Annotated in this window: 13 protein-coding genes and 1 pseudogene; 7 read left to right on the forward strand and 7 right to left on the reverse strand. The window is 41.6% G+C overall.

The features are described 5' to 3' along the window. The first annotated feature begins 48 nt into the window (after positions 1–48). Genes UQ64_RS20985 through UQ64_RS21000 form a run of 4 tightly spaced genes read left to right on the forward strand, consistent with a single transcriptional unit; the run spans position 49 to position 8,964 of the window. Positions 49–2,256 carry a hypothetical protein gene (locus UQ64_RS20985; RefSeq protein ID WP_209445852.1) on the forward strand — a complete coding sequence of 736 codons (2,208 nt, stop codon included), beginning with the start codon at positions 49–51 and terminating at the stop codon, positions 2,254–2,256. Positions 2,257–2,271: 15 nt separating this feature from the next. Further along, positions 2,272–3,486: a Gfo/Idh/MocA family protein gene (locus tag UQ64_RS20990; RefSeq protein WP_060625412.1), complete on the forward strand. Its 1,215-nt coding sequence runs from the start codon at positions 2,272–2,274 to the stop codon at positions 3,484–3,486. A gap of 24 nt (positions 3,487–3,510) precedes the next feature. Next, on the forward strand, positions 3,511–6,507 hold the full coding sequence (locus UQ64_RS20995) for a glycoside hydrolase family 2 TIM barrel-domain containing protein (protein WP_060625413.1): 2,997 nt from the start codon (positions 3,511–3,513) through the stop codon (positions 6,505–6,507). Between the two features lie 45 nt (positions 6,508–6,552). Beyond that, positions 6,553–8,964: a glycoside hydrolase family 38 N-terminal domain-containing protein gene (locus UQ64_RS21000; RefSeq protein WP_060625414.1), complete on the forward strand. Its 2,412-nt coding sequence runs from the start codon at positions 6,553–6,555 to the stop codon at positions 8,962–8,964. Between the two features lie 192 nt (positions 8,965–9,156). Here the strand turns inward: UQ64_RS21000 and UQ64_RS21005 are convergent, their stop codons facing one another. Next, the gene (locus UQ64_RS21005; protein ID WP_060625415.1) at positions 9,157–10,905 is read right to left on the reverse strand and encodes a class I mannose-6-phosphate isomerase; all 1,749 of its coding nucleotides are present in this window, start codon (positions 10,903–10,905) and stop codon (positions 9,157–9,159) included. A 4-nt stretch (positions 10,906–10,909) separates the two neighbouring features. Beyond that, positions 10,910–11,848: an ROK family protein gene (locus UQ64_RS21010; protein WP_060625416.1), complete on the reverse strand. Its 939-nt coding sequence runs from the start codon at positions 11,846–11,848 to the stop codon at positions 10,910–10,912. A gap of 218 nt (positions 11,849–12,066) precedes the next feature. On the opposite strand from UQ64_RS21010, the gene UQ64_RS21015 reads away from it, so the two are divergent. After that, positions 12,067–12,957: an AraC family transcriptional regulator gene (locus UQ64_RS21015; RefSeq protein WP_060625417.1), complete on the forward strand. Its 891-nt coding sequence runs from the start codon at positions 12,067–12,069 to the stop codon at positions 12,955–12,957. Positions 12,958–13,098: 141 nt separating this feature from the next. Further along, complete coding sequence (locus tag UQ64_RS21020; protein ID WP_209445853.1) at positions 13,099–13,317, forward strand: hypothetical protein; 219 nt, start codon at positions 13,099–13,101, stop codon at positions 13,315–13,317. A 38-nt stretch (positions 13,318–13,355) separates the two neighbouring features. Here UQ64_RS21020 and UQ64_RS30270 read toward each other — a convergent pair. From UQ64_RS30270 to sigK (UQ64_RS21025), 3 genes and pseudogenes are all read right to left on the reverse strand, one after another. Next, positions 13,356–13,561, reverse strand: a pseudogene (locus tag UQ64_RS30270) (RNA polymerase subunit sigma-70); the annotation flags it as partial. A 93-nt stretch (positions 13,562–13,654) separates the two neighbouring features. Beyond that, complete coding sequence (locus UQ64_RS31020) at positions 13,655–13,825, reverse strand: hypothetical protein (protein WP_156417630.1); 171 nt, start codon at positions 13,823–13,825, stop codon at positions 13,655–13,657. A gap of 519 nt (positions 13,826–14,344) precedes the next feature. Beyond that, positions 14,345–14,875 carry an RNA polymerase sporulation sigma factor SigK gene (sigK, locus tag UQ64_RS21025; protein WP_082651235.1) on the reverse strand — a complete coding sequence of 177 codons (531 nt, stop codon included), beginning with the start codon at positions 14,873–14,875 and terminating at the stop codon, positions 14,345–14,347. Positions 14,876–15,107: 232 nt separating this feature from the next. Between sigK (UQ64_RS21025) and UQ64_RS21030 the strand changes: the two genes are divergently transcribed. Continuing rightward, a complete protein-coding gene (locus UQ64_RS21030; RefSeq protein WP_060625419.1) occupies positions 15,108–17,000 on the forward strand; it encodes a hypothetical protein in 1,893 nt (630 codons plus the stop codon). A gap of 168 nt (positions 17,001–17,168) precedes the next feature. Here the strand turns inward: UQ64_RS21030 and sigK (UQ64_RS21035) are convergent, their stop codons facing one another. Next, on the reverse strand, positions 17,169–17,699 hold the full coding sequence (gene sigK / locus UQ64_RS21035) for an RNA polymerase sporulation sigma factor SigK (protein ID WP_082651236.1): 531 nt from the start codon (positions 17,697–17,699) through the stop codon (positions 17,169–17,171). A gap of 659 nt (positions 17,700–18,358) precedes the next feature. After that, positions 18,359–18,559: an S-layer homology domain-containing protein gene (locus UQ64_RS30280; protein ID WP_082651237.1), complete on the reverse strand. Its 201-nt coding sequence runs from the start codon at positions 18,557–18,559 to the stop codon at positions 18,359–18,361. Between the last annotated feature and the right edge of the window lie 20 nt (positions 18,560–18,579).

Raw genomic sequence — 18,579 nt, forward strand, 5'->3', positions numbered from 1 at the left:
TATTTAATAAGCGAAAATAGAAAGGAACCCACTATGCGTTATTCTCTTATGTGTAAATCTTTTAACGGCAGTGAAGTACTAGACTGTGAGAAATTTTCCGTGAATCTGGAAAACAGTCAATATACTTTTTCCCGCTACCCTTGCAGTGCTTCGATTACAACGCATACCCTGCCGCATGGCCAACGTTTGGATATTACCTTGTCTTTTCACGAAGTTACAACAGTTCCAATGAATTTTTCGCTTTCGATGGAGGCAGGACAATGGAAAAAAAGCAACTATGTATTGATGCCAGGTGCGGTTTATAATGGTAATCGCTTTACAAGCTTGCCTCTTCCCTATCCGCCTTATTATGCACCTCCCCAAAATAGCCAACTTACAGATGCCGAAGTCATAACCAGCATTCCTCATCTCGATATTGAGAAAACACAATCGCGAATTTCTTTGCTTTCTGGTGATATGGCATCTTCTTTGTGCGGATTTTATGATCTCAACGATCAATCCGGTTCTGTCCTGCTCAGTGAGCACCAATGCGGGGGTTATTATACAGGCTTTACCGTCGATGAGAATCAAGTCGATCGCCAAGCCTCTTTTGTACTGTCCGTTCCGGGCGTACGCGAAAATACGCAATATTTTTTTGGAGATCAAAACGACGGACAGGGCTTTCGTCCAGATGTCTCAGCTCCATCTCAAGATACCGGAGCTTTGTTCAAGCAAGGTGAAACATTGACTCTTACTGCTTGTGTCTTTCATTGGCAGCAAATATCTTTATGGGACTTTTTCAAACAGGTGAATAGTTCGAAAACAACATTGGAGATTCCGGAGCATTTTTATAACGTTCCATTTTATAAGGCCTATATAAGTATCAAAGAAAAATACCAAAGAGAAAACTTTATAGAAGAAGGATATTACTCCGTAGGGACCGACTGGAATATACCACAACAGTGTTGGCAGGCAGGCTGGATTGGTGGAGGCATGAACAGCTATCCGTTCTTACTGGAAGATACATCCGAAGCACGTCAGCGCGCACTGTCTACCCTTCGCTTTATTTTTTCACGGTTGCAGCATCCCAGCGGATGGGTGTTCGGCATGTATGGAAACGGAAAATTTTATGGTGACGGCTTCGACAGTAACTCTGACACCATTTTGCTCGTCCGGAAAAATGCCGACTTGCTCTATTTCGTAATGAAGCAACTATTGTGGCTTTCGGAGAATCACCACTCCACAATCGAGTTTGAGCAACCCGTAAGGGCTCTTTGCGATGCATTTGTACGGTTGTTCCGAAAATACGGGCAGCTCGGACAGTTCATTGATATGGCTACAGAAGAAATAGTAATAGGCAATTCTGCCGGAGCGTGTATGGCTGTAGGCGCGTTGGCACTGGCAAGCGAATATTTTCAGTCTGCGGAATACCTCGATGTCGCCGAACAGCTCGGTGAGTATTATTACAATAACTATTTAGAAAAAGGCATGCTGAACGGCTGTCCAGGAGAAATCTGTCAAGCACCGGACAGCGAAGCGGCCTTCGCTATGCTGGAAAGCTATCTCCAGCTCTATGAAACGACCCGAAAGAGCATCTGGCTATCCTATGCGGAATATACCTGTGAAATTGCCATGACATGGGTCATGAGCTATGACTTTGTGTTCCCTGCACATAGTACAGCTGCAAAGCGTGGTGTGCATAGCAGCGGCACGATATTTGCCAACGCGCAGAACAAGCATTCTGCTCCTGGGATTTGTACACTTTCAGGCAACAGTCTTCTCAAGCTGTTTCGTTTTACTGGTAATGCAAAATATCTGCAGGATCTACATGCCATTGCACACAGTTTACCGCAGTATGTATCTCTTGCGGAAGATCTGGAGTTTACCCTCGAAAAAAAATATTTGCCTCCAGGCTATATGAATGAACGTGTGCAAACAAGTGATTGGGAAGGCAAGGAAACCGTTGGTGAATTCCTCTATGGCTCCAACTGGCCGGAAGTTTCCATGCTGCTTACGTTTGTGGAAGTACCCGGGGTCTATGTGGATTTTACCAGCTGCACTGTTCAGGTATTCGACCATGTCGAATGCTATGTTACACAGTGGGATCAGGATTCCATACACCTGGAATTGTATAATCCTACAGCGTACAGCACGATGGTTACGCTACTTGCGGATGAACGCACAAACGCCCGGCGCTTAACGCATAATTACTTTGGAAATATGAAGACGGTTCCCCTTTCAGCCGGTGAGCGTATACAAATTGAACTAAAAAAATAATAGGAGGTCCTCCCTTTGTTGAATATTGGTGTTATTGGATACGGCGTGCGGATCGACATGCTAATGGATGATTTATTCGCGCTACCTTATGAAGTCCAGATCAAGGCAGTAGCAGATCCCGACCATGAGCGCGTGCAGGCTTTAATGAAGAAAGACGGCTCCAAAGAATCGATGCACCAAATGGGAATCGATAAAATCGACGGACTTTTGCGCAGCTGCGAGATGAATCCGGATACTATTACCTTTTATACAGATGCGGATGAAATGCTGGACAACGAAAAACTGGACGGTGTGATCGTAGGTACGAACTGCAACACGCATACTTATTTCGCCAAAAAGGTACTGGATCGCAATCTGCCTCTGTTTTTGGAAAAACCGGTGGCGACTACGATGGAGGATCTGAGAACGTTAGCCGACTGCGAAGCGAACGCAACGGCTCCCACAGTTGTTTCCTTCCCGTTACGCGTTACACCGCTGGTGCAGGAGGTCAAGCGTATTCTGGATGCCGGCACGATTGGTAAGGTGGAGCATGTACAGGCGTTCAACGATGTTCCCTATGGATTTGTTTATTTCCACGACTGGTATCGAGATGAATCCGCTTCTAAGGGGCTTTTCCTGCAAAAGGCAACGCATGATATCGATGTCATCAACTATCTGCTCGGTGAAGAACCCGTGAACGTTTGTGCCATGAAATCCAAACAAATTTATAAAGGCGACATGCCTGCCGGCCTTCGCTGCAGCGAATGTGACAAATGGGAAACCTGTATGGATAGCACTTACAATATCACTCATGTGCGGAATGACATTCCGCGTAACGACTATTGCGGCTTTGCGGTAGACACCGGTAACGAAGACTCCGGCAGTATGATTGTGAAATACGAAAGCGGCATGCACGTCATGTATTCGCAGAACTTCTTTGCCCGTAAAGGGGCTGCGCGGCGAGGGGCTAGGTTATATGGCTATAAGGGCACCGTGGAATTCGATTTCGCCACCAATGAAATCAAAGTATTTGACCATATGAGTGATAAAGTAACCACTGTGCGTCTCGATGATCAAGGCTCGCGTCATGGCGGTGGTGATATTGTACTCATGCGGAATTTTGTACACCTGATGCAGGGCAGAACAACCGAATCGATCGCCCCACTAAAGGACGGGATTCGCAGCGCCCTTGTATGTCTGCAAGCCAAAGCGTTTTCCGAAAGCGATCAATTTTATCCTGTCACTTTATAAATCAAACGATAATGGAGAGATAGTATGAATTATACTTATCATCAGGATTTGAATATCGTTCGCATGAACACGATGCCAGACCGGGCTTATTACATTCCATGTGCACCCAGCAAAAACACCACATCGAAAGAAAATAATGAGCGTGTATTGCTCTTGAACGGAAGCTGGAAGTTTACGTATTATCCTTCCTTTGCGGAAACTTCTCTGGAGGGTGTTTCGGACAACGTCCTCCCGGTTCCGTCCAACTGGCAAATGTACGGGTACGACAAGCATCAGTATGTCAACATTGATTATCCGATACCGTATAATCCGCCCTTTGTGCCAAAAGAGAACCCATGCGGTGTTTATAAGCGCACCTTCTCCGTGGAGCTTACAGAGGAAATGCAGTTTTATTTGAATTTTGAAGGTGTGGATTCCTGTCACTATGTATTTCTCAATGGCGTATTTATAGGCTACAGTCAGATCTCACATTCCACTGCGGAATATGATATAACTCCGTTTTTGCAAGATGGTGAGAATGAAATCGCCGTTATGGTTTTAAAATGGTGCGACGGAACCTATCTGGAAGCACAGGATAAATTCCGTATGTCGGGCATTTTCCGTGATGTATATCTGTTGCAACGCCCGCAACATCATGTACGCCATTATGTTGTACAAACGTCCTTACAACAAGAACGTGCCACGGTATCATTCAAGTTTGATGATTTCGGCACGACACTTGTTAAATCCGTCAAAATCCTGGACGCCGAGGGCAGGGCCGTGGCACAGGGGGAAACATGCGACGACACGCTTTGCCTGACTTTAGAAAATCCTGTGCTTTGGAATGCCGAGCAGCCGTATTTATATCAGATGGTTCTTGATACCTTACAGGAACGAATTATTGACACGATCGGAATTCGCACGATATCCGCTCAGGGTAATGTGCTGCTTGTCAACGGTCAGGCGATCAAGTTCAAAGGTGTAAACCGTCACGACAGCTATCCCGATACCGGCTATGTGACTTCGCGCGAGCAAATGGTAATGGATTTGCATTTGATGAAGCAGCATAACATCAACGCCATTCGCACTTCGCATTATCCGAATGCGCCGGAATTTTATCATCTGTGTGACGAATACGGCTTTTATGTGCTTGACGAGGGTGACATGGAAACGCATGGCGCATGGACAAGTCATGGCGATCGCGAAGATGACTGGTATGCGCTTGTCCATCACGATCCGCGGTTTGAAACGGCTATTGTAGATCGTGTGCAGCGTCTAGTCACTCGCGACATCAACCGCCCTTGTGTAGTAATCTGGTCACTTGGCAACGAGAGTGGATTAGGTGCCAATACGTTAGCTGCTGTTGATGCTGTGCGAAAACTAGATAGCTCACGTCTGCTTCATTATGAATCAAAAAACTTTATACCTGAGGATCAGGGGAAATTCAACTTTGATATTCTGGATGTAGAAAGCTATATGTACCCTGATCTAGAATATACAGAAAAGCTGGCTCAGGAATGCAAAAAGCCATTGATCTTGTGTGAGTTTGCCCATGCTATGGGCAATGGTCCCGGCAGTCTATCCGAATACTATGATTTGTTCTATCGTTATGATGGCTTTGCCGGAGGCTTTGTGTGGGAATGGTGTGATCATGCCATTCTACAGTATGATTCAATTGGCAATACGCAGTATCTTTATGGCGGGGATTTTGGCGAAAAGCTGCATGATGGGAATTTCTGTGTGGATGGATTGGTTTATCCCGACCGTACACCGCACACCGGATTGCTGGAGCTGAAGAATTGTGCTCGCCCTGTTCATATAACAAGAGCAGGAAATACATTCTCTACAGAAAACAAGCTGGACTTTGCAGACCTCTCCGATGCTGTTACCATCGTCTGGTCGCTGGAGCAAAACGGTACTAAAATTGCAGAAGGTAGCATTGCTAACTTCAACCTTGCTCCGCATGCAAAAGCACCATTACCGCTTTCGCTGCCGCCAATAGACGGTGCTCGTGTTTATCTGAAGTTTGAATATCTGCAAAAAAACACTCATCCGCTGATCCCGGCCGGAACATCGCTTGGATTTGATCAGTTTGATCTTTCCACAGAGGACATGAGTGTGTCCTTGCCTGTATCGTACTCTGCCGTAACGGCTGAGCAAACCAAAACCGGATGGCTGGTGTGTGGAGAAGCATTTTCCTATCATTTCAATACTGCATTGGGCACGTTTGATTCGTGTGTGATAAACGGCATCGAGTGTTTTGCCAGACCAGCTGAGTTTGATATTTACCGTGCCCCTACTGATAACGATATGAATGAGGCTGGAATAGCTAGTTATAGTAAACGGTCATGGAAAAGCCTAGAACTGGATGCAGCTTATACCTATACTTACGAAACATCGGTAGAACAATCTAATACTTGTGTTACCATTACCTGCCCTCTATCACTTGTTGCAGATCGTGCTGCTTCTTTCTGCAATATTCAAGCAGTTTATAATGTGTATGGAAGCGGTGCTATAGAAGTGTCATTGCATGTATCCGTCCGTCAGGACCTAGCCTATCTGCCGCGCTTTGGCATGCGATATTTTCTGACCGAAGATTTTCAAAATTGCACCTATTTTGGCTATGGCCCTCAAGAGAGCTACAGCGACAAACACGCTGGTAGTTATAAAAGTATGTTTATCGCAACCGTACCTGAGCTTTTTGAAAACTATATTTATCCGCAGGAGAACGGCTCGCACTATGGCACAGAAGAATGTTCACTCTCGAATGCGAACACAACACTTAAGGCATACAGCACAAAGCCTTTCAGTTTCTGCGCCTCGGAGTATACCCGAGAAGAACTGGCTGCCAAAAAACATCATTTCGAGCTACAAAAAAGCGGCTGCACTGTCTGGAACATTGACTATGCGATGACGGGAGTCGGCTCTGGAAGCTGTGGTCCCTACACCATCGAGCAGTATCGATTAACTGAGAAAGAATTTGTGTTTGAGTATATGCTTATGCCTAGAAGAAACCTTTATATCTCCTCCCCACATTTGTAATTACATATGATTTATTTTTACGAATTTTATGATGGAGGTTATCAAATGTCAGAACAAAAATTCACCCTGTATTTGATTCATCACAGTCACACAGATATAGGCTATACCGATTATCAAGAAAAAATAGAACTGCATCATATTAATTATATTAAAGAAGTCATTGATATTCTAAATGCCATTCATGCGGGGAAAACCAAGTGGGAAGGCTTCAAATGGAATTGTGAAAGCTTCTGGTGCGTAGAGAAATTCCTCGAAACCGCTGATCAATCCTATATAGATGATTTTATTAAATATGTCAAATCGGGTGAGATCGGACTATCCGGCAACTATCTCAACATGACAGAATTAGTTGATTATACCGTTCTAAACAATACCATCGCTCGCAGTGTAAATAGTATGGAGCGTTACTCTATTCAAATTACTTCTGCCATGACCGCTGATATTAACGGCTATGGCTGGGGATATGCTGATGCGCTATATGAGAATGGGATGCGAAACTTGATGTCCTGCATTCATACCCATCATGGCTACCACCCTTTATTCAAGAAGCAAATGCCTTTCTACTGGCAGTCGCCAAAGGGGAATAAGTTGCTTGTATGGAATGGAGAGCATTACCTGATCGGGAATGAGCTGGTTTGTAACGAATATGATTATGAGTATACGATTCATGATGGTCTAATGCATGAACACTTGAGTAGTTTCGAAATGGCCGAAAAAAGAATCGAGGCCTATGTAAGAGTGCTAAGAGAGCAGCAGCATCCATATGATTTCGTACCAGTCAGTATCTCAGGAATAATGAGAGATAACTCTCCTGCAAGTACCAAAATCATCGAGTTCATTCATGAATACAATGCGATACACGGTCAGGAAATTGAGCTTCAGATGGTAACACTGGATGAATTCTTTGATATTCTAAACCAAGCTGAAGTTGAAATTCCAACCTATTCTGGCGATTGGACCGATTGGTGGGCTGATGGCGTAGGCTCTACACCAAATATCGTCCAGCATTATCGCGAAGCAAGCAGAAAGCTGTACGCTGCACGTCAGCTGGATCCGGATGGGAAAATCATTGGCAAAGAAGTATTCGACAGTACCGAATATAATTTAATGTTCTATGCTGAGCACACTTGGGGTTATTCTTCATCCATCGTTGAGCCATGGCATCCGAATGTCAATAAACTCGATTTAAGGAAAAGCTTATTTGCGCTCAAAGCCAATGAATCTGCATCAAGAGCTATCAATAAAATAACTTATTTCCATGGTGAAACTCCTACCTCAGTCCATAAGGAGCTGACTTTTGGAGCTATTAATCCACATGACTTCCCTGTAATAGATGTCCTAAATGTTAGTTTGGAATCTTTATTTGGACATAAGCATGTTGAAATACTGGAGAAGGATACGGGGCAAGTTGTACCTCATCAAATCGGACATTATGCTCGTGGATACGAAGTCAATATCCTAGTGAAGCTGGATGCTAAGCAAAAGAAAAGCTACGTGATCAGAGACATTGCCGAACCTCCTTTAATTTCAGCAGGTAATTGTGCCAAGATAGCAGTCGAGGGTGTAAACGATTTGGCAACAACATATACCGAAACACTTCAGACGGGCTCAGTTGTAACTCCTTATAAACTGGAAAACAAGTTCTTCCGTATTCAATATGAAGAAGGACAAGGCATCACTTCGATCTATGACAAAATCAACGGTAAGGAGCTAATCAAACCAACCAGCAAGTTTAGCGCCTTTACTCCAATTTATGAAGTAACGCCAGTGAAAACAACCCAGTACGAGGAAAGGCGCCTGATGGGACGCAACCGTAAGGCCGTGCATACGCAAAGAGATATCGGAAAACTCCTATCTGCCACTGTATTGGAAGACGGACTACTTTATTCTCGTGTTGAGCTCGGTTACCAGCTGAAAGGCACCAATGCCAGCTCTCTTATCCTAACTGCATACAAAGAGATTCCTCGAATTGATGTCGATTTCCGCTTCCATAAAACAAGTGTGTGGGAACCCGAAAATTTGTATTTGGCATTGCCGTTCACAACAGGCTATGACAATGAAGAATTTTGGGTTGAAAAAACGGGTACGATCTTCCGTCCAAGAATAGACCAATTACCTGGAACATGTACGGATTTCTATGCCTTGCAAGATGGCATGTGCTATCAGTCATCGAACAGCTCTCTAATCATCGCGACACCTGATACACCTCTTATTGCAATGGGAGATATCAAATCACATGAGATCAAATTATGTGGTGAAGAAGGTGTCAACAATATTGATGATGTATATGCATGGGTAATGAATAATTTCTGGGAAACCAATTTCAAAGTAGATTTAGGCGGATTCCATCAATATCGTTATTCCCTTCTGCTAAATGATTCGAATAACGTAGATGAAGCCTTTAAAACCGCAAAAGCTACGAACTGTCCTGTTCTAGGATACTATTCTTTCATTTAATAGCATATGGACCATGAAGAGGACATCATTGAATGATGTCCTCTTCGACGTGGGTCATGAGCTATCAAATATGTGGATTAGAGTCAAATGCAACCCTGCAATAATACCAAGGGTAAGCTTATGTTCCTTCTCGAAATGCTCTTTCTTTAATGATTCGAACAGCGTTTACTTCAGCTTTATTCGAAAATTTTGCTATGTTCTAACATAGGCCTTGATTGTCCCAATTTTTTTTCCTACGCTATTACCATGAGGGCGTATCGAATAGCTGGCAACTATTGCAGGAATGATAAATGTTTCAGCATAATGAACTACAAATGGCTCAAAGGCATTTGTAGGGCTTTCGACTATAGCTTCTTCCCCCTCTATTAGATTGAGAACATTGACACCGCCATCAGTGTTATGGATGACTGGTCCTGAGAACCAATGTCTTCTTGTTTCAATAAACTGCCTGTCGTGTAAGCCTGTCTTTTCTTCGATCCATCCATCGCCTTCACCCATTTGTTCTAGACAATTGACTATATTTTCACTGACCCATATCTCGTCTCTTTCCCATTGAATAGAATTGATTCCGTGTTCAAGATGGACAGGTCTTGGCATCCCATCCATCCCCAACCGTCCCCAATCCCATAATTTAAACGTGAAGTAATTGGGTGTTGCACTTATTTCTAATACCAAGGAATCTTTACCCTGCGAATGAATAGTACCTGCTGGTATTAAAAAATGGTCATGCTTTTTAGCTGGAAATTGATTAATGTACTTTTGATCGTCAAATTTACTGCCTTCATCATATGATTGTTTTAAATCTTGAATCATTTCATTGGGATCAATATCATCCTTGACACCCAAATAAACGATAGCATCATCTGCTGCATCAACGATGTAATAGCTTTCATCTTGCGTATAATGCACCCCAAACGTTTGTTGCGCATAATCAACCAATGGATGAACCTGTAAACTAAGATTTCCGCCCCCAAAAGTATCTAAAAAGTTAAATCGAATCGGGAACTCCGCGCCAAAACGTCCATATACCTTTTCTCCCAAAAGATCAACTGGATGTCTAAAAACAGCATTAATAGCTGGGACTTCAATTTTAACGTCCCCGTATCTTAGAAAAAGACTATTTTCTTCTGGTACACCATTAAAACTCCAAGCATAATTTTCCACGGACGGATCAAGACCAAGCTTTTCTTTCATCCATTGCCCACCCCATACTCCAGGGGCAAAGTAAGGAACAACTCTAAAGGGCTGGCTGACTGTTTGCTTTAATCCAGCTAAGTAGGTTGCCCCCTCTACCAGCTTTGGTTCATTGCTGCAGTTCGTATCTAATAGATAGTCCATTTTTTCAAACAACTTCCTTTTATGTCTGTCCGCAACTGGCCATTCAAAGAAATAGCCTCTTTTAATCTTTCTAACCGCATCTTCATTACGGTTGTCTGCTCTCCAATTGGAAATTTCATTATTACTATATCTTTTCTGGATTTCCCACCTTGCTAAATCAGCATATATGAGAATATCAGGATCACATACAAGGGTAGCACCAGAACCATAAATAATGATTAAACCGCTATCAATGTTATTAATATCACTTCTAGCCTCTTCCAAACATTCATCATCTAAAAAATCCCCAAAATTATGAAGCGACATCTTCCCAAACACTCTATCCGTTGTTAGATGAAATTTAATCATTTCCGTTACTTTATCGCTAGAATAATATAAATCATCTGCAAAGAATGTATAGGCAGGTTCCATTACTGAAACAAGGTTAACTTTTAATTCTTCCATTCTTACGCCAGGGTAACAATCGATTGTAACGATTGTCTTTTGCTTTCCTAGTTTTTTTATTGCCCGATTAAGCTCATTCTTAATGTTTCCGTAATCTTGCCAAGCATGATCACTTGAATTGGATACTAGTATCTCTGGATGCAAATTAAAATTAGCCATTATTTTATCCCTTCTTTCTAATAGATTGCTTTAATAGATTTGCTACACCTTTAAATGTACTCAATGAGGTTTCTTCGGAACATTCAATGTTTATCGTTTTGTTCTCAAGCGCTTCATAAATCCCATTCATAAACAAATCTTTACTTTTTGTAATTTGACCGCCAAGAATGATCGCATCTGGTTTAAAACTTTTTATATATGGATTTAAAACTTTTCCAATATATTCCCCAAACATTTGGAATACCATCTTTGCTCTCTGATCTTCATTTTTGCCCATAGCGGCTAGTGTTTCCACTTCGTTGTCTGTTGTACTAAGGCCTAATTCATTCGCCAGTTGTAAGATACCTCTTTTAGAAATATAGTCATCGACTATGGATTGCTTAAATGGTTGATTATATATCCAGCCATATTCGGGTACATCTTGTCTGTCTCTTACCAACCTTCCATTTTCCATAAATGCCGATCCTGCACCCGTACCAATCGTTAAAAAAATTGATTTATTGTAACCTCCAGCCTTACCGGATACATGTTCTCCTAAAGCAAACAAGCTGGCATCATTATCAAAAACAATCTGAAACTCATTACTTGTCTTTGAATGAAAAGAACTTTCTTGTTTAAGACAATTTATTAATAGATCACGAAGGTTCACTTCGTATAACTCTTCAAATTTATCGATACCTTTGATGTAACTTATGCCGCTCTCATAATCAAATGGACCTGGAAATGCATAGCCAACTCCAGTTATTTCGAAGTCTTTATCCAGTATTCCATTGGTTTGCTGCTTAATGATGAATACCAAATGTTCAATGATACTTTCTTTAGTCTCTTTTGATTTCGAGGGGAAGATAGCATACGAGTTAGGAACTATTTCCCCATCGTCGTCTAAAACAGCTGATTTTATAAACAATCCTCCGACATCAAATGCGATCGAATATTTATTCATTACAACTCTTCACATCCCTTTTTGGCAAAATGCCCTTTTTATATTGGATCATTCAATATTTAATTTTAGTATAAATCTTGTTCTCTCCTTAATCTTTTGAGAAACCAGTCATGTTTTTATAAAATTGAGACATTCGTGATACACGCGTGGAGAAATATGCTACTATCAAAGCGGGAACATTAATGTGGTTCATCATTATTTTGAAGGGGAAGATAGTCATGGAATGGACTGATTTGTTTATAGATGGTTCAATTGTTCTTAATCAGGAATCCATTCAAGTCAATGGAAGTGATGCTTCCATTCTAATTCACTATTGGGGTGCTCAACCCTATCATTACAATAACAAGCCACATCAACATTCTTATTTTGAACTGTGTTATATTGTCAACGGTGAAGGTGAGTATATAGATGATGGACATTCATTTCATATAACGAGTGGGTCCCTTTTCCTTTCCCGCCCCTTCGTTAAACATCAAATTTTAAGTGAAACTGGGTTGGAAATTATTTTTGTTGGATTTGAAATTATAAAAACAAAATCAACAAAGAAATTAATAGAACTTTTCACTAATCTAGAAAAAACGAAAAAATTCATTATTAATAATGCTGGCCAATCTTCCGTTGTGAAATTATGGACTTCGATCCTCGTTATGGCCTGTGATTTTTATTTGTTGTTCAACGACTGCTTTCAAGGCTTATGTTCTTCTTTCTATTCAAGTATTGTTGGATTATTTAATGAACAACAAATTAAATACAAAAAAAATAAAGAAATTCGTATTTATTCGACCTTAGTATATCAAGCGAAGCTATACATCCATGACAATCTATCTCAATCATTGAAAATGAGCGATGTAGCGGATTTTATTCACATTTCAGAGAGACACTTATCACGTATTTTCCAGGATGAATTAGGGCAATCGTTTTCAAATTATATTAAAAGAGAGAGAATGAGAAAAGCCAGTATCCTCCTATCAGATACCGACCTTACCCTCAAAGAAATTTCAGAAATGTCAGGTTTTAAAACAGTTCACTATTTTACCACTGTTTTTTCAGCAGAAATGGGAATGCCGCCTGGGGAGTTCAAGAGAAAGCTCAACCAACAAACGCTGTAAGCACCAAAAATATACTAAAACTATGCCCTTCAAGTAGTCACTCAAAAAAAACTGATGTTATCATGAGGAATGAGTGAAACTTGGAGGGGTGTTGGGTATTGATGATTTTGCTATCGGGAAGGTCATACCTGCAATACGGGGTTGCATGATTTGCGTGGTGACTCTTTGCTGGACATCATTCTAGGCAGGACATCGAAAGAATTACTTGCTTATTATGAGAATCATCCTGCCATGGGTCTGCTTAATCCGGTTGCCGTGGTTATGGATTTAGCGCATTTTCCCTGCAGTAGGGGCAAATTGGAAGCACGATCATGGGAGTTACTTTCAGAAATATTGAATCGTTCGCTTCATTTGGAATGAGTTTACTTACACGAAACTATGGTAGACCTAAAAATAATTTCGGAGCCAAGAATATCTATGAGCGTGATTTCGTTACCCTCTTTTTCCGTTCCAATCGGATCGTGCATAGATACATCTTTACGAGTCTTCTTCAAAGATCTAAGATGCATTAGAATCTCGTTTTCTATATAACGTGCTGTAGAAGTGGACGGTATTTTTCAATCGCTTTAATCAAGCCAATTGTTCCGATGGAGATTAAATCTTCTTCCACACACCCGTGTATTCGAATACTTAACACGATACTTTCACAAAATCTATCTATCATCTTGGGGCCCCTTAGGGAATTGTTATCCGCATTCTATCCCTCAATCGCATTAGGCCCAAAACCCCAGCTCCTCTTTAATGGTCTATAGTATTTGATTAGAATTTTCGTAGCCTCATCTTCCTCATATCCCAGACGTTTAAGTTCACGAATCACGTCTTTAATGTAAGGGTTATCCATCATATGTCTACTTATTAGATTGTTCATATATTACCTCCAAGATCCCATGTATTAGTTAGTGACTCAAAAATATGTTTTCATTATTTCCACATCATTTCAACTCTTGTAGATATAAGTCTAGCGACAATTATAACTACTCCTTTTTTGCTAACGATCATTTTAGAGTTACCTATCTAAATCTTCTGAACACCAATTTATCTTTATTTCTCTACTTTTTTCATGAATTTTTATTAACTGATTTAGAACAAAAATTCGTTGAACTATATCTTCAGCTATAAAAAACTGCCTCTTAAAATAATTAAGTTACTTCTGATATGGACCTTGGTACTTTTCATTATTTTCATATACATGTAACAATTGAATATGGAGATCATATATTTCTTTGTATGTCATAATAACACCCTTCAGCAATTAAATAGTTAATTTTCTGAATATGCTTTTTTCATGTTCATTTAGCCAACTACTTGACTTAACAAAAAAGCAACTCCCCTGTTGGCAAGTCGCTCTTAAATACTCTATTGTGAATCTCTAATTATCGTCTATATCTCAACGCTTCGCCTTATAAAACTCATGGTACAGCTTCATGAGCGCCCGCTTCTCAATCCGCGAAACATAACTCCGCGAGATCCCAAGCTCCTTGGCAATCTCCCGCTGCGTCCGCTCTTCCCCACCTGTATCCAGTCCAAACCTACCCACCACAACTTCTTTCTCCCGATCATCCAAAATATCGAGATTGCGATAAATCTTACTCTTCTCGATCTTAAGATCGACCTCTTTAATGACATCATCAGCCTCGGAGCCAAGGATATCGATAAGTGTAATTTCATTCCCTTCCTTGTCTGTCCCAATCGGATCGTGGAGTGAGACGTCTTTACGCGTTTTCTTTAGTGATCTAAGGTGCATCAATATCTCGTTTTCAATACAGCGGGCGGCAAAGGTCGCGAGCTTCGTCCCTTTGTTCGGACGGTAGCTCTCGATAGCCTTGATCAGGCCGATCGTGCCGATGGAGATTAAATCCTCCATGTCTTCCCCAGTATTATCGAATTTTTTGAGGTTGTGGACACGACACGATGTCATTTCATGTAGTAGCCTTCGTTGTAAATCAAAGTTACAATAGAGTAGCTTCTGAATGATATTATGGATTTTACGAGGTTAAGGATTGTTATTACCCATCTATATCGAGGATTTGTTTGGAGATTTGGGCTGCGAAAGTTGAGCTAATTATTTTTTTCCAGGAATTTATTACCGATAATAGAATAGAGAGACTTAGAATTATCAAAATACCAAGAATGGGGAGAATTGAGAACAAATGAAGAGCGTACATAACGTGGATCGGCAAATAAAATGGAAGAAAGTAACGGCACATCTTATCGTGCTGGTTCTGCTAGCCTGTATCTTTCCGGGTCCGCATTATGCGGGTGCGGAAGCTGCAGTAGGGACAACTAAAGACAAAATACGGCATGAAGTTGATTTTCTTTTTGCCGAAAATATGGATAAAATTACCGTCCGAACAGTCAAAACAAGCTTTGATACCGGGGAGTATAAGGCGAACGAGTATTATTTCAAAAATCCTACCTATTTGCCTAAGCCAACTAATGGAGATGATTTCGACTCCTTTATTAACAAAGCTTCCCTGGTTAATTCCCCCACGGGATTGAAGGCTTATGCAATTCTGGAACAGTATGGCGGTACTGCAAAAGAAGTGGTTAGGACGCTTTATGAGTATGACTATAACAGTTTCTCGCTTCGCAAGGTTGTTGAATCTAAATCTCCTATTATTCTGCATGAATACATAGGCCTGTATGTCATTTATACATATTTTGAGAAACCGAACCAGTATTATTCTCTGGCGGATAACAAGCTCATCTCTACAGGCGGCGAGTTGATCCGGCCGGAGGATGTGGAGAATAGCAATTATACCTTGTCTCCACAGCCAAAGACGCGGGATTATACAGTCTTTTGTCCCAAGTCTGATCTCAAGGGTTGTTATTTAATGCAATATGGCGGGGGAAAAGGAGCAGCTGTCAAGGTGACGCTCAACCACCACAAGGGGGATTCATCCGGTATGGACGGCGACAGAGTCATTACGGTAGACTCCACAAAAATTACGCTGCAGAGCAAGTTTATCAAATATTTATCCTATAAATGGAATATTAAGGGTACGGTTAATGGGAAGAGCAAAGTTCTCTTTGACAATACCGCCACGGACGCGCGGACGTATATATCTCCCAACCACAAATATTTGCTGCTGATTACTGATCAGGGCACTCTTAACGGATACTCATCATCTGTCGTGCATATTTACAATCTCAAGACGCTGGAACTGGTACGGAAATACGATTCCCAGTACAAATCGAATGTTACGGCTGTAACATGGGCTTCAGATGAAATTTTCATTATCGAGTATTATTTCTCTAATCCAAGTAAGTACCCGCCATCATTCTACTACATCCCTGCGGGTATCAGCCTGCAGATCCCATACATGGATTACAGGGATTGGAAGGAGCATAAATCCTGGGACAATTTCACTTATGAGAAAATGATCTTCCCTGCTCTGCCAGTGGCTATCCGATCAGGGAATGCTATGGTGAATTATCAGAGCCAGCCTGCTTTTCTCCTAAAGGGACAATATTACGTTCCGCTCAAAGAGTTCGCCGCAGCATTTCATATTCAGTATGCCATAGGGGCCAAAGAGATTACATTCACCCGGGGCAGCCGCTCAGCTGCGGTAACGCTCCAGGGCAGCGGGATTGTACGTGCAGGCTTCAATGACTTTCTACCGCTGGGAAGCTGGAATAAAGCGCTGGGACTGAAGGTAATTGATGGTCGTATTACACTCTCTGATGAGGAGCAGGTCAGTGGTTTGGGATTGAGCCAAGAGGTGTATGACCCGCAGGCCGTTGTAGTCAATGTGAATACTTCCGACCGGGTAGATGATATTGTACTAAATCCTAATAAAACATTGTCTCTGGTATTACGGAATTATACTGGAGCGTTCAATCTGGAGGTGTACGCCTCTTCAGATCTCAACACACTCATCACAACGATCCCGCTGGAAGCTAAAAGTGGAGAAACCCTTACGTATACAACAGCAGTAATCCCTATGGATCGTACCGTGACAATAGTACTTCCGGATATTGGGACCGGGTTGTATAGATCGGTTACCTTATATCTACCGAAATCTGATATAGATACTTTTTAGTGCCTGAAGCTCCAAGCAGGGCGATCCTCAACTCCCCGAGTCCAATCGGCTTAAGGAGGAGCCCTGGCCGAAGGCCTTACAGTGTTTTTAGTTTAATATAATAAAAACCACAAATAACCTGTAGGATTGAGACTTCGATTCCTCATCCCTACAGGCTATTATCTTAATTCACCGCTTCGCCTTATAAAACTCATGATATAGTTTCATCAGCGCTCTCTTCTCTATCCTCGAAACATAACTCCGCGAAATCCCTAACTCCTTCGCAATCTCCCTCTGCGTGCTCTCTTCCCCGCCTGTATCCAATCCAAAACGACCAACGACAACTTCCTTTTCCCGGTCATCCAGAATATCGAGATTGCGGTAAATCTTGCTCTTCTCAATCTTAAGATCGACTTCTTTAATGACATCATCAGCTTCGGAGCCAAGGATATCGATAAGTGTAATTTCATTGCCTTCCTTGTCTGTCCCAATTGGATCGTGCAGAGATACATCTTTACGAGTCTTCTTCAAAGATCTTAGATGCATCAGGATTTCATTTTCAATACAACGAGCTGCAAATGTGGCCAGTTTTGTCCCTTTGTTTGGTCGGTAGCTCTCAATAGCCTTGATCAGGCCAATGGTGCCGATGGAGATTAAATCCTCCATGTCTTCTCCGGTGTTATCGAATTTTTTGAGGTTATGGACATGATGTGATGTCATTTTATTACAATGCCTGTTCTAAGGCCTCACTTGAGATTTTAATGTCCATACTAAACTGAACAACCTTTACAAAGATTACTTAATTAGTATAACAAAAGGAATCTGTTAATTTCGTAAACACAGTAATAATCCCAGGATCAATTCCCCTTTGACTTCCCACCGTAAAACATTGAGTGATATTCCTTCATGTCTTCTCCGTTTCCGAAGTTCCCCAACAATGTGAAATCGTTTGTTAAGCTACTCAGTACCTGAGCACAGGTAAACAACACAAAAGCAACCCGACCGTTCGTGGGTTGCTTTTGTCCGTTTTATTTTAACGCCCTTTCCCAGTTCTTGATGATTTCAGATCCCTTGATTTCGACTATTTGCGCCTTTTCGGCTGCCTCTGAAAGGTTCCTAATGGTGCCGATGATTCCCACGAGTCGTTTCCCGCAAAAGAAAATGATATTCTTTAAATATCAAGTTAAGGCACTCCTCTGTTAACATGGTAGTAATTTACTAGCAAAGAATAATAAGTAAGAGGCACTAAGTCTAATAAACACTAATTTGTAAAAAATGATCTTCATCATAAAGGCGCTTTATACATTGCTAATCTGATATCAGCCAACTGGATGATCAATGTAGAGGGGCACGACTCAAGGTCATGCCTTCCTCATTCGTTAAGACTGTTCCTGATTAGTGGAACCAAAATATTGGTTCATCAACCAGTACAAAATAACTGCCACTTCTGCTCTAGTTGTCGTTGCATTCGGGCTTATCAGACCTGCTCCTCTGTCTGAAATAATGCCGTTCTTGACTAGTGCCGCCAATGCATCTACCGAATACGCTGAAATGCCAGATGCGTCAGTAAAGCGATTCAAATCAAATGCCGTTTCAACGC

It is taken from the genome of Paenibacillus etheri (assembly GCF_001012825.1).
Classification (GTDB): Bacteria; Bacillota; Bacilli; order Paenibacillales; family Paenibacillaceae; genus Paenibacillus_AQ; species Paenibacillus_AQ etheri.